Annotated in this window: 9 protein-coding genes; 7 read left to right on the top strand and 2 right to left on the bottom strand. The window is 70.3% G+C overall.

What is annotated here, in order from left to right:
* Nucleotides 1–352: 352 nt before the first annotated feature.
* Nucleotides 353–1,120, top strand: coding sequence for a hypothetical protein (locus tag AC5Y5V_RS00795; RefSeq protein WP_499930583.1), 768 nt, complete (start codon nt 353–355; stop codon nt 1,118–1,120).
* Between the two features lie 17 nt (nt 1,121–1,137).
* Here AC5Y5V_RS00795 and AC5Y5V_RS00790 read toward each other — a convergent pair whose 3' ends face one another.
* Nucleotides 1,138–2,997: a bifunctional diguanylate cyclase/phosphodiesterase gene (locus AC5Y5V_RS00790; protein WP_499930581.1), complete on the bottom strand. Its 1,860-nt coding sequence runs from the start codon at nt 2,995–2,997 to the stop codon at nt 1,138–1,140.
* Between the two features lie 49 nt (nt 2,998–3,046).
* Nucleotides 3,047–5,161: an Rv1355c family protein gene (locus AC5Y5V_RS00785; protein WP_499930579.1), complete on the bottom strand. Its 2,115-nt coding sequence runs from the start codon at nt 5,159–5,161 to the stop codon at nt 3,047–3,049.
* 74 nt (nt 5,162–5,235) lie between these two features.
* Between AC5Y5V_RS00785 and AC5Y5V_RS00780 the strand changes: the two genes are divergently transcribed.
* The 6 genes from AC5Y5V_RS00780 to eccE all read left to right on the top strand — a co-directional run bounded on the left by AC5Y5V_RS00780 (nt 5,236) and on the right by eccE (nt 13,446).
* A complete protein-coding gene (locus AC5Y5V_RS00780; protein ID WP_499930577.1) occupies nt 5,236–7,173 on the top strand; it encodes a serine/threonine-protein kinase in 1,938 nt (645 codons plus the stop codon).
* Between the two features lie 27 nt (nt 7,174–7,200).
* On the top strand, nt 7,201–8,919 hold the full coding sequence (locus AC5Y5V_RS00775) for a serine/threonine-protein kinase PknH/PknJ (protein ID WP_499930576.1): 1,719 nt from the start codon (nt 7,201–7,203) through the stop codon (nt 8,917–8,919).
* A 7-nt stretch (nt 8,920–8,926) separates the two neighbouring features.
* The gene (locus tag AC5Y5V_RS00770; RefSeq protein ID WP_499930574.1) at nt 8,927–9,412 is read left to right on the top strand and encodes an Rv0361 family membrane protein; all 486 of its coding nucleotides are present in this window, start codon (nt 8,927–8,929) and stop codon (nt 9,410–9,412) included.
* Nucleotides 9,412–10,632 carry a DUF7373 family lipoprotein gene (locus tag AC5Y5V_RS00765; protein WP_499930572.1) on the top strand — a complete coding sequence of 407 codons (1,221 nt, stop codon included), beginning with the start codon at nt 9,412–9,414 and terminating at the stop codon, nt 10,630–10,632. Before AC5Y5V_RS00770 ends, AC5Y5V_RS00765 begins: the two co-directional genes overlap by 1 nt.
* Before the next feature lie 79 nt (nt 10,633–10,711).
* Complete coding sequence (gene mycP / locus AC5Y5V_RS00760) at nt 10,712–12,061, top strand: type VII secretion-associated serine protease mycosin (RefSeq protein ID WP_499930570.1); 1,350 nt, start codon at nt 10,712–10,714, stop codon at nt 12,059–12,061.
* Nucleotides 12,058–13,446: a type VII secretion protein EccE gene (gene eccE, locus AC5Y5V_RS00755; protein WP_499930568.1), complete on the top strand. Its 1,389-nt coding sequence runs from the start codon at nt 12,058–12,060 to the stop codon at nt 13,444–13,446. The genes mycP and eccE overlap by 4 nt, the downstream gene beginning before the upstream one ends.
* Nucleotides 13,447–13,530: the final 84 nt, after the last annotated feature.

The following is a 13,530-nucleotide window of genomic DNA, read 5'->3' as shown; positions in this document are numbered from 1 at the left end:
GCGACGGGCGTCGGGCCCCGGGGTATCCCGTGCGAATGCGCGCGTTCGGCGGCAGAAAGTCGGTCGCCCGGGGTCGCCAGCAAAATGCTCTACGGCCGCGCGCGGCGTATGTAAATGCGCGTTATGGGTGCAAAAAGTGGGCTGCATCACGATTTGTAATAGAATTACCCGCGGTCCCTCGCCGATTTGCATTGCCTTGCGTCTTAAATGTCGGCAAAAGAAAGGGAACACGAAGGGCTTGAAGAATGCGGCGGGGACACGGTTTGTGGATGGGTAGAAATCCATCCCTTCCGTACTAAAAGCGCCGAATTTCCAAACTGAAAGTCGGCGCCCCGACGTTCTAAGGACGCCCATGACCGCAGTTTCGCTCGATACCTTCCATTTCGAAGCCTTCCGCCTCCGGGAATCTCTGAGGTGGCGTGACCCCGACATCGACTGCACGCTGGTGATCTCGCAGCCCTCGGCCGACCCCGAGCTGTGGGCACAGTACGCGGCCGGCGCGCACCGCAGTTACAGCAAGCACGGTGTCGCGTGCGCTCTGGACTCCGACGCGCTGCGCAGCGGAGACGACACCACGGTGTACTTCGCGGTGGTCGACCACGACGGGCGGATGATTGCCGGCGTCCGGGGCATCGGACCGCTGCAGTCCGCCGACGACTCGCATGCCGTGATCGAATGGGCGGGGCAGCCGTCCCAGCAGGCGGTGCGCGACATGATCAACGACCGCATTCCGTTCGGCGTGCTGGAGATGAAGTCGGCGTGGGTGATCGACGAGGCGGCACAGAACCGCGGCCTCGCCGCCGCCCTGGCGCGCAGCGCCGCCCACGTGACGGCGTTGGTCGACGTGCAGTTCTGCATGGCCACGGCCGCCGCGTATGCGCTGAACAAGTGGCGGTCGTCCGGCGGTGTGGTCGCGGCGATTCCGGCGGCGCCCTACCCGGACGAGCGCTACCAGACCAAGATGATGTGGTGGGACCGGCGCGATTTCGTGAACCATGCCACCGAGCCGCAACAGGTCGCCAAGATGCTCACGGAGACCACGCATTTGACGCAGGAATATCACCGCCAGTGGGGACGCCAGTGGGGAACCGAAGCCCGTCCGCTGAGTTGGGCTACCTGAGTTGGGCTTGAGTTGGCCTAAGTAGCCGTATCGCTCACGGCGGCGAAGTCCATCGGTATGGTGCCCTGGGCCAGCAGCGACTCCATCGCGCTGCTGTTCACGGGCCGGGAAAGCAGAAATCCTTGTGCGCGATCGCATCCCAATTCGAGCAGCGTCCGGGCCGCGGTGGGGGTCTCGACCCCCTCCGCCACGACCTCGAGTCCGAGTGCGTGCGCCAACGCGACGATGGCCTGCACGATCGCCTGGTCGCGGGTGTCGGCGCCGAGATCGCGGACGAACGCCCGGTCGATCTTGAGCGTGTCGACCGGAAGGGACTTGAGGTATGTCAGCGCGCTGTAGCCGGTACCGAAGTCGTCGATCGCCAGGCGCACGCCAATGTCCTTGAGCCGGCTCAGCGTTCGGCGCGTGGTGTCGATCTCCTGGACCACGACCCGTTCGGTGATCTCCAGACACACCGCGTTCGGGTCGATGGCGAACTCGTCGAGGGTCGAAGCGACCGTTTCGACGATGTTGTTCGCGACCAGCTGCATTGGCGAGACGTTGACCCGTAGCACCGCATCGCGTCCCACCCCGTGCGAGCGCCAGAGCCCGAATTGCGCACAGGCCGAGCGCATTACCAGGCGGCCTAGCTTGCCCGCCATGTTGATCGATTCGAGCACCCCGACGAAGGAGTCCGGCATGAGCAGGCCACGAGTCGGGTGTTGCCAGCGGACCAGCGCCTCGGTCCCCAGGATCTCGCCGGTGCGCATGCCGAACTCCGGCAGGTAGTGCAGCACCAGCGCGCGGTTTTCGCCGTTGCTGGTCCGCTCCAAAGACAGTTCGATGTCGTTGCGGATCGTGTCCCGTTCGAACATTTCTGGGCTGAACGCCGCGACCTTTGCGCCGCCGGAACTCTTGGCCGAGCGGGTGGCCTGATCTGCCCGGCGCAGCAGATCCGACGTGCTGTCGCGCCCCGGCACCCCGGTGGCGACCCCGACACTCGCTGAGCGGGTGAACCTTTCACCGTCGATCGCGATCTTCGTCTGAACCCGCGCCTGCAGCTGGTGAGCGAACGCCGCGGCGCTTTCGACGTCCATCGGCCCGGACGGCACGACGATGAGCTCGTCGCCGCCGAGGCGGGCCGTGACCGAGGAGGCGCCGGCGGCCCGGCGCAGCAGCTCGGCGAAGCCCTTGATGAACTGGTCCCCGGCGTTCTGGCCGAGGTGTTCGTTGACGACCTTGAAGCGATCCAGGTCGAGGAACAGCACGGCGACCGGTCCGGGCTGGCCCTCGGCCAATCGCTGGTCGAGGTGCGCGATCAACGCTCTGCGGTTGAGCAGGTCGGTGAGGTCGTCATGCTCGGCGAGGTAGCGGACCTGCTCCTCGGCGACGATGCGGGCCTGCAGCTGGGCGAACAACGTCCCGATCGCCTGCAGGGCGCTGAGCTCCTCCGGTTGCCAGTCGCGGTCGCCGAACTTGACGAAGCCCAGGGAGCCGGTGGTGACGTCACCGGACAGCAGGGGCACGCCCGCGAGCGAGCTCTGCGGGACGCCCGTGGCCCCCTCGATGTAGGTCTGGTAATCGGCGTTGGTGGCCTCGGGCCGCAAAACGGCGGCCTCTTTGAGATGTTCGAGCTGCGCGAAGACCGAGTCGGCCTCCGCGAAATAAATGACGCCGAGCGGGTCGGGGTCGGGAACGTACTCGCGCGGGGGCCATTCCGCGAATAGCACCGTCGCGCGGATCGCGTGGTCGTTGTGGCGCAATACGCCGAAGTCGACGCCGAAGTGGGTAACCAAGTTGCCGAGCACCCGCTGACAGATCTCCGGGGCATTGCTCGCCGTGGCCGCCATCAATTCAGCGGCCGCTTCGGTCACCAAATCGTTCAGGGAACCCGCCATATTCAAATACGGTAGTTGCTGTTGCGGCTTGTCCGAAAGTAGTGCCGCGCTACACGAACCGGATCCGATCCAGACTACGGCGGCTGCGCACCGACGCCGGTTTGCTGGCGGCCAATCGCAGCACCAGGACCGGCACGTGACCGTCGGGCGTGCGGACCAGGCGACCGAACTCGCGCTGCAGCCTGCCCAGCTGGTCGGCGAAGGGCCGCGACAGCGCGGCGAGATCTTCGGCGTCGCGGGCGTAGAGGAAGACCGGCGATACGGGTTGCACGGCCAGCCCGCGCTGCTGCGCGACGATCCATGCGGCCTCGGCCGCGGACCCGCCGAGCGCGTAGTCGGCCAGAGCGCCGCCCGCAACCGAGATGACGGCCAGCGCGGAACTGCCCGCGACGCGACGCGCGGTGTCCTGGCCGAGCAGCGTTCCGGCGTCCCACTCGGCCAGGCGCGCCATCACGTCCGGGCGTTTCAAGATCTCGATCAGGGTGAGGTCGCCCGGGTCGAGTTCGAGGCTGAGCACGTCGATGCCGGTATCCGGAGAAGGGTCGTCCGGCCAGCGCAGCTCGGCGACCAGTTCCGCGTGTAGCTGCGGGGTCAGGTAGCGGGTGCGGTCGGTGGCGGCAAAAATTTTTGCCAGCCCGATGATGTCGTCGGCCTCGGTGACGAGATGCAGATGCGCGCCCTCGCGCGCGACGACGGCGTGCAACAGCTCGACAGTGTCCGCCGGGATCGCGCCCGACGTGCCGACGCGGCGGTTGGTTTCGCGCGCCAGCATGGGTTCATACAGCGCGTCGAGTTCGGGGTCACCGCCGTCACCGAGGAGCAGCGTCGCCTGCAACGGCACGTCACCCCCGTCGTCCCGCAGGCTCACCGGACCCAGAACCCGGTGCGCGGCGGCGGCCACCTTGGCGTTGAACAGGGCCGCGCCGACCGCGACCGCGCTGGCCCGCAAACCGACGTCGAGCGTCGAGGTGTGTTCGGGTGCAAGCCGGATCGTGACGGCGCCCGGCCCGGCTTCCACACTCCAGGGCTGCGCGTTGGAGGCGGACGGCGCCCGGATCGCGGCGGCGGTGATGATGCCCGGCACGCCCGGCAGCGTCGGCTCCGGGTACTCGGCGGGCGTCATCGGGTGGTCCGGGGCCATCTTCGGCTCGTCGATCTGATCGAGCGCCCGGCCGACGTCGGCGCGGGTCCGGCCGGAACGGAGGTCTTCACCCAGCCCGAGCCTGCGTACCGCCTCGGCGACCGCGGGCGCTCCGACGACGACATCCGCGGCCACCTGCGGCCAGGTCGACAGCGTGCGTTCGAGTTCGACGACGGACGCGACCGCGCGGGAGGTGAACTGGTCGGGTTCGAGGAAGCGCAGCATGTACGGGACCTTCTCGCGGCTGCTCATCCCCGCGAGCTGGGCGAAGTCCAGGTCGCCGAGCAGGCCGTGCAGAATCGGGCGCTGCGGCTCGAGGTCGAAGCGTTCCACGTCGAACATTCCCCGGTCGCTCGAGGCCATCAGCACGGGTATGCGCCGGGCCCGGGCGCCCTCGCGCAGGGCGGCCTTCATGTCCAGCGAATCGCACTCTTCGACGAGGATGTCCAGCCCGTCGAGGAAGTCGTCGACGGTATCGATCGTCACCCCGGCGTGGAACACCTGGACTCGGACGTACGGGTCGAGTTCGGCGATCCTGCGGGCGGCGACGGCGGCCTTGTTCAGCCCGAGGTCGAGCACGGTCGCCGGCACCCGGTTGAGGTTGGACAGCTCGAGGCCGTCGAAGTCCGCCAGCCGAATCTCGCCGCACATGCCCTGCGCGACCAGGGTGTGCGCGATGACGTGCCCGACGCTCAATCCGGCGACGCCGATGCGCAGCGCGCCCAGCCGGTTCTGCTCCGCGGTGGTGATCACGTTCCGGTTGCGATCCAACCGCACCGCGCGAAATGCCCGCGGGCCCAGCAGCGCCACCACGACCCGCCGCCAGGGGTAGTACACCCACCGGCCTGGTTCGGCGAGCAGTTCCTGGTCGGGCGCCGGCCGGAGCCCGCGCAGCTCCGCGAGTTGTTCCTCGCGGTGGTCGAGGAATTCGATGGCGGGATCGGCGCGCAGCTCGTCCAGGACCGCCTTGTCGGTGGGGTCGGTGGCGTCGAGCACGTGAGCACTGTCGGGATCTATGGTCATACTCCTGGGTGCGCGGATCGCCGGGTTGTTACTAAAAATAGAGCAGTGCGGCCATTGGCAAGGACTAGGTAGCGATGCCACTGTCGGTAGGAACGGTCGTCGCCGGCTACCGCATCGAGAGCGTGCTGGGCTCCGGCGGCATGGGCACGGTCTACCTCGCGCGCCATCCGACGCTGCCGCGCAGCGACGCGCTGAAGATCCTGTCCGGGGAGATGTCGGCCGACGAGAGGTTTCGGGCCCGGTTCATCCGCGAGGCGGACCTGGCCTCCACGCTCAATCACCCCAACATCGTCACGGTGTACGACCGCGGCCAGACCGACGACGGCCACCTGTGGATCGCCATGGAATACGTCGACGGGCTGCCGACCGATCAGCTGGCCGGCCCGAACCGCACGCCGGCGCGGATCGTGCGCATCGTCACCGACGTCGCCAGGGCCCTCGACTACGCGCATGCCCGACGGGTGCTGCACCGCGACGTCAAGCCCGGCAATTTCCTGCTCGCCGGGGCCGGTAGCGGTCACGAGGAGCGAACGCTGCTGGCGGACTTCGGGATTGCGCGTGCGCTGGACGACGCCACCAGCCTGACCGCGACCGGGTCGCTGGTCACCACCGCCGACTACACCGCTCCCGAGGCGGTCCAGGGCCACGCGGTCGATCATCGGGCCGACATCTACGCGCTGGGTTGCTCGCTGTTCGAGCTGCTGACCGGCCGCGCACCTTACGAAGACGCGACCGGAGTGCAGGCCACGCTGCTAGCCCATGTGATGCAACCGATTCCGCGGCCCACGGAGCTGAACCCGAGCCTGCCTCCCGCGATCGACGGCGTCATCGCCCGGGCCCTGGCCAAGGATCCCGCCGACCGGTTCCAGAGCGCCGGCGAGCTGGCCACCGCCACCGCGGCGGTGCTGACCGGTGGCCCCTCGCCCACGCCCACGCCGGCAGCCGCCACCACCAACGTCACCCGACCCTGGGCCGCGCCGCCGCCGGCGCCGCCGGTCATTCCGCCGCCGGTGCCGCCGCCGGTGCCTCGGATGCCGGTGCCGCCGCCCCCGAGCCGCCGCAGGCGCGGCGTCCTGGCGGGGGCATTGGCGCTGGCCGTCGTGCTGGCGGTCGCCGTGGTCGTCGGCGTCGTTATCGTCAAGCACCGCAACGGCTTAGCGCCCTACCAGCCGCAGACCCTGAACGGCGCGCTGGGCGCCGTGTCGCTGCAGCGCCGGCCGACGGCCGTGGCCGCCCTGGGCCCCGGCGACCCCGACGCGGTGCTGTCCCTGGACGTGCAGCCGGTGTTGATCGGCGGCATCGCCGGCGGCATGCCGCAGTGGCTGCAAACCATGGTGCGTTCCCCCGTCCCGGTCTCCGCGGCCGTCGACGCGACCACGCTGTCGGCGCTGACCGCGGCCAAGCCCGACCTGATCGTCGACACCGGCGACATCGACAAACCCACCTACGACAAGCTTTCCGCCATCGCGCCCACGCTGACCCGTCCGGCCGACGGGTCGCGCGAATGGGTCTGGCAGACGCAGCTGAGCTGGATCGCCACCGCGTTGGGCCGCGCCGACGCCGCCAAGCAGCTGCTGGCGGACGCCGGCGCACGGCAGGCCAAAGTCAGGGCCCGGCACCGCGCTTTCGACGGCAAGTCGATCACCGTGGTCACCTACTCCGACACCGATTCCACCGTCGCCGCCCGGGTGTCGGCGCCCACGAATTACCTGGAAGGCCTGGGGTTCTCGTACAACCCCCACTACCGCCGCGACGGCCCCGACGCCCCACCGGCGGTTGCGCTGGACCCCGCCAACACCTATTTCGGTGACGTGGTGCTGCTGCTCCGCACCGACAAGGCCGCCGGCGCTGGTGGGTACGGCGGCCTGCCGCCGTTGTACGTCGGCTACCGCGGCATCCTGGTCATCGTCGACGACCCGGCCACCATCACGGCGCTTGCTACTGGCGGCCCCGCGGCCACCGCGTACCTCGACCGCGTCCTGGTGGACAAGCTGGACGACCAGATCCGCTGACGCCCAGGGCGCGATCAGCACGCGTGGTTGACTGAGGCAATGCTGGCGGTCGGGGCGGTGGTCGGTGGATACCGTATCGAACGCGTGCTGGGCACCGGCGGCATGGGCGCGGTCTACCTGGCCGCGGACCCGGTGCTGCCGCGTCATTGCGCGCTGAAGGTGTTGTCGGCCGAGCTGTCCCGCGACCCCGACTTCCGGGCGCGCTTCATGCGCGAAGCCGACACGGCCGCCGCACTGGAGCACCCGCAGATCGTCTCGGTGTACAACCGCGGCCAGTCCGACGACGGCCAGGTGTGGATCGCGATGCAATTCGTCGACGGCACCGACGCCGACGCCGCGCTGCGCGCCGGAACGATGACCCCGCTGCGCGCACTGCACATCATCACCGAGGTCGCGAAGGCGCTCGATTTCGCCCACGCGCACAACGTGGTTCACCGCGACGTCAAGCCCGCCAACTTCCTGCTGTCGGGCCCCGTCGGACCCGGCGAGCGGGTTCTGCTGGGCGACTTCGGGATTGCGCGCGCGCTCGACGACGCCGGCCTGACCGCGACCGGATCGGTGCTGGCCACCATCGCCTACGCCGCCCCCGAGGTGCTGTCCAACGGCCCGATCGACGGCCGGATCGACGTCTACTCCCTGGGCTGCACGCTGTTTCGGCTGCTGACCGGCAAGACACCGTTCCCCGCCACCAACGGGGCCGCGGCGGTGCTGATGGCCCACCTGTTCAGCCCGCCGCCGCGGGCCACCGACCTGGTGCCGTCGCTGCCGCCCGCCGTCGACCAAGTGATCGCCACCGCGATGGCCAAAGACCCGGCCGCCCGCTTTCCCACCGCCGGCGCGCTGGCCGCGGCCGCCGCGGCGGCGCTGCACGACCCGTCGGCCCGCGCCGCGCTGGCCCCGGTGCCCAGCGCCGACGTCAGCTCCTACCCGGGCGCCGATCCGGTGCGCTGGCCCCCCGCCCCCGCCACCGTCACGTGGCCACCCGCACCGGTGCCCGCGGGGCGCCGCCGACGGCGCGTCGTGGTCGGCGCGGCGCTGGCCGCCGTGGTCGTGGTCGGCGCCGGGGTGCTGACCGCGGTGCTGTGGCCGCGGGACACGTCTGCGGGCCCCGCACCGGCGCCGGGCGCCGGGCCGGCCGTGCCAAGTCCGACGGTCGATACCCGCCCGGCCGACGACGTCAGCCCGAGCCAGCTGCGGCCAATTCTATTGACCGCCAACGAAATTCCCAACGGCGGGACGCTGGCGCTGGAACGTGACAGCGCAACTTTGCTCGACGACGCTGCGACAGTAGACAACCGCGACTGTGTCGGCGCGTGGGCCCCCGCGCAGCAGGCCGCGTACGCGCCCGGCTCGCCCACCGGGGTGGCCGCGCAACTGCTGCGCGGCATGAACGCCACCGTCGCGCAGGACAGCGTCGCGCAGGCCGTCGTCGCGTTCGCACACCCCGAAAACGCCGGACGCTTCTACGTGAATCAGCGCGGCCAATGGGGGCTGTGCGGCGGAAAGGCGATCACGGTCACCCAGCCCGGGCAGCCGGCCCAGCAGTGGGACTTCAACCAGCCGCTGACCACCGCCGGGGTGCTGACCATCACGGCCACCCTTCGCGGTGGCAACCTCGCGTGCCAACACGGCATGCTGGTACGCGGCAACGTGGTCATCGACATTCGCCAGTGCCTTCCCACCGGCGCTGCCAACGTGGCCGCGCTGATCACGGCGACCGCCGAGAAGGTGCCCCGACAACGCTAGGGAGCTGATGGCCAACACCAGACTGGCCCCGCTATTGATCGCCGCGGCGCTGCTCGGGGCCTGTTCGACGCAGACCGCCGGCGCCCCCACCGCCCAGCACTCCAGCACGGCGCCGGGCACGGTGGCGGGCCCGTCGGCGCAGCCCGCCGCCCCGCCGCCCACCGCCGCGCCACCCGCGAAGCCGCCGTCGGCCGAAGACCAGATCCGCGAGACGCTCGCGGCGTTCCAGGACGCCTACAACAGCCAGAACTGGCCCGCCTACACCGACCTGTTGTGCACGGCAATGCGCGCCCAATTCACCGGCCCGGCGATGGACTACCTCAAGAAAAGCCGCGCCGAATCCGGCACCACCACGATCAAGGCCATCACCAACATCGTGATCACCGGCGACACCGCCACCGCGACGGTCGAGTCGCAGAACGAGGCCATGGGCACGCGGACCGTGACGTTGCCGCTGAAGCTGGAAGACGGCTGGAAGATCTGCCGCACCTGATGAGCCGGCGACCGCTGATCGCCCTGCTGGCCGCCGCGCTGCTGGCCTGCAGCCACACCACACCCGGGCAGCCCGCGTCGGGCGCTGCGCCATCGGTCGACGTCGCCCAACTCGATGCCGGCGGCTATCCCACCGCGCCGCTGCCCGCGCTGGGTGCTGCCGGATCCGAGCGCACCGGGCGACTCGTCGAAGGCCGCCGCATGGCCGCATCGGTGGTCGGGCCGTGGCAGGTCGACGCCGGGCTGACCGCACCCAGCGCCGGCGCCGCGGCCGTCCTCACCAACTTCAACGACCTCGCGCGGGTGGTGTGGACGCCGATCATGGGCGGCGCCCACGACCTGCCGTTCCTGCTCGGGTTCACCAGCGAGCGGCAGGCGCCGGGACCCGACCCGCAGCCGGCGCTGCGAAACGCGGTGTTGCGGTTCGACGGTGACGCAGCGGCAGCGGCCGCCGCTCACGGGATGGTGGCCGCCGCCATGGCGATGCCGCGGGTGCCCAGCGTCACCCCCATCGTCACCGAACCCGAACGGGCGCTGCCCATCCCGGGCCACCCCGAGGCCGTCGGCGTGCTGCTGACCTTCCAGGAGGGCGCCCAGACGGTGCACGAGCTGACCGTGTTCACCGCGCGCGGCCCGTTCGTGCTGGTGCAGGTGGTCCGCTGCCCGGGCACCGACTGCCAGGCCCCGCTCGCCGCGCGCACCCTGGACCTGCAGCTGCCCCTGATCGACGCCTTCCAGCCCACCGCCGCAACGCAATTCGCCGCCCTGCCGCAGGATCCCACCGGCCTGGTCGCCCGCACGCTGCCGCTGCCGGCCGACCAGGCCGCGTCCACCTCGGGATTCGCCTACCCGTTGGCGGGCGCGTTGCACCTCGAGGACAACCCGGTCCAAACGGGTCCCGCCCTGACCGCGGCCGGGGTCGACGACGTGTCGGTCAACCTCACCACCGTCTACCGGGCCAAAGACCCCGTCGGCGCCCAGACGCTGGCCGACACGCTGGCCGGCGCCGCCGCCGCAACGCCGGCGGCACAACCCGCCGCGCCGGTGCCGGGACTGCCCAAGAGTCGCTGCACCCGCGTCGCCGGACCCAACGGCCTGGTACCCCGCTACTGGTGTGTGAGCGCCGTCGGCCGGTACACGGTCAAAGCCGTTGCCCGCCAACTCGATAAAGCGCAGCAACAAACCGCGGCGCAGTACCGGATGCTGTCCGGTCCGACCTGAGCCGGAAAACCGCCGTCCGCGTGCCGGTAAAGATTTAAGATGCACGAAATAGCGGCTAGCAGAATGGAGAGACTTCGCGGTGCGCCGTTTCCTGGTGACGACGGTGGTACTCGCAGTGCTGGCCGCGCTGACTGCGCCTGCCGCGCCGGCCATCACGCCGCCCACGATCGACCCGGCCGCCATGCCCCCCGACACCACCGGGCCCGACAGCCCCACCCAGCAGCGCAGCATCTGCTCGGCGCCCACCACGCTGCCGGACTCGACCTTCCACGACCCGCCGTGGTCCAACACGTACCTGGCCGTCAGCGAGGCCCAGAAGTTCGCGACCGGGGCCGGGGTGACGGTCGCCGTCATCGACACCGGCGTCAACGCCTCGCCCCGGGTGCCCGCCGAGCCGGGGGGAGATTTCGTCGACCAGGCCGGTAACGGCCTGTCCGACTGCGACGCCCACGGCACCCTGACCGCGTCGATCATCGCCGGGCGGCCCGCACCTACGGACGGGTTCATCGGCGTCGCGCCCGACGCGCGGCTGGTCTCGCTGCGCCAGACGTCGGAGGCCTTCCAGCCGGTCGGCGCGCAGGTCAACCAGAACGATCCCAACTCGACGCCGGCCGCGGGGTCGGTGCGCAGCCTGGCCCGCTCGGTGGTGCACGCCGCCAACCTGGGCGCGGGCGTGATCAACATCAGCGAAGCCGCCTGCTACAAGGTGAGCCGGCCGCTGGACGAGAACACGCTGGGCGCCGCCATCAACTACGCCGTCAACGTGAAGAATGCCGTAATCATCGTCGCGGCCGGCAACACCGGCGGCGACTGCTCACAGAACCCGCTACCCGACGCGTCCAAGCCGTCCGACCCGCGCGGCTGGGCCAAGGTGCAGACGGTTGTCACCCCGGCGTGGTACGCACCGTTAGTGCTCAGTGTCGGCGGTATCGGGCAGAGCGGAACGCCGAGCGCGTTCTCGATGCACGGGCCGTGGGTCGGCGTCGCCGCGCCCGCGGAGAACATCGTCGCGCTGGGCTACCACGGTGATCCGGTGAACGCGTTGCAGGGCAAGGAAGGTCCGGTCCCGATCGCGGGCACGTCGTTCGCCGCAGCGTACGTCTCCGGCCTGGCGGCGCTGCTGCGGCAGCGGTTCCCCACCTTGACCCCGGCGCAGATCATCAACCGCATCCAGGCCACCACCCGGCACCCGGGCGGCGGCATCGACAACGTCGTCGGGACCGGCGTCATCGACGCGGTTGCCGCGCTCACCTGGGACATTCCGCCAGGCCCGGCGTCGGTGCCACCCAACGTCAGGAAGGTGCCGGCGCCAATCATCGCGCCCGGCCCCGACCACAGGCCCATCACCTATGTGGCGCTGGCGATCGGGGGCCTGATGTTGGCACTGGCGCTGATCGGGCTGTGCGGCCGCGCTCTGGGGCGCCGATGAGAAGTCCGATACGGCTGCGGTTCAGCACCGGGCACGCCGTGTGGCTGGCCGCGGTCGGCCCGCCCTGCGTGATGTTCTTCATGGACACCCGCTTCCCGTGGGCGGGCGCGGCGCTGGTCGGGCTGATCGCCGTGCTGACCATGGTCACCTTCGCCGACCGCCGGGTGACGGGCTGGGTGGCGACGGCCGCACGCTGGTTCCGGCGTCGCCGCAAGTTGCCGGATCCGCCGTCGGAGCCCGTCGTCGGTGCCACCGTGAAGCCGGGCGATCACGTCGCGGTGCGTTGGCAGGGTCAGCACCTGGTTTCGGTCGTCGAACTCATCCCGCGGCCGTTCACGCCGACCGTGATCGTCGACGGGCAGGCCCACACCGACGACATCCTGGACACCCGGCTGCTGGAGCGGCTACTCGAGGTGCACTGCCCGGATCTGGAGGCCGACGTCGTGTCGGCGGGCTACCGGGTCGGCACCACCGCGACCCGCGACGTGGTGAATCTGTACCGGCAGGTGACCGGGACGGACCCCGCACCCGCCAACCGGCGGACCTGGATCGTGTTGCGCGCCGACCCCAAGCGCACCCGCCGGTCGGCGCTGCGCCGCGACGAGGGCGTGCCCGGCATGGCGCGGTACCTGGTCGCGTCGACGACCCGCATCGCCGACCAGTTGGCCAGCCACGGCGTCGACGCGGTGTGCTGCCGCAGCTTCGACGACTACGACCACGCCACCGACATCGGTTTCGCCCGCGAGAAGTGGGCGATGATCCTGGGCCGCAACACCTATACCGTCGCCTACACCGCGCCGAACGGCCCGGACGCCTGGTGGTCGACGCGCGCGGACCACACCATCACCCGGGTGCGCATCTCCGTCGGCGAGCCGCCGCGGTCCACGGTGCTGCTGACCACGCTGGGCAAGCCGAAGACGCCGCGCGGTTTCGCCCGGCTGTTCGGCGGCCAGCGCGGCGGACTGCAGGGCCAGACGCTGGTCGCCAACCGTCACTGCCAGATACCGATCGGGTCCGCGGGGGTGTTGATCGGCCAGACCGTGAACAAGTGCCCGGTGTACATGCCGTTCGACGACGTCGACGCCACGTTGAGCTTGGGCGACGCCCAGACCTTCGCCCAGTTCGCGGTGCGCGCGGCGGCGGCCGGCGCCGTCGTCACCGTCTCGCCGCAGTTCAAGGAGTTCGCCGAAATGATCGGCGCCCAGGTCGGGTCAGTGCCCAAGATCACCTGGCCCAACGCCATCACCTATCTGGGCCCGCACCCCGGCGTCGACCGGGTCATATTGCGGCACAACGGCATCAGCACGCCGCGCCACCGCCAGTTGCCGATTCAGCGAATTTCCCCGCCGGAGGAAAGTCGCTACCAGCTGTCGTTGCCCAAGTAGCCGCAAGGAGTGCGCTTTAGCCGAGACCTCGAATTTTGGTGCAGGAGGACGCCGTTTCAGCGACGATAATGGCTGTAGCACTAA

This window comes from Mycobacterium sp. NGS68 (genome assembly GCF_059812195.1).
This window is presented reverse-complemented; position numbering and strand designations above follow the sequence as displayed.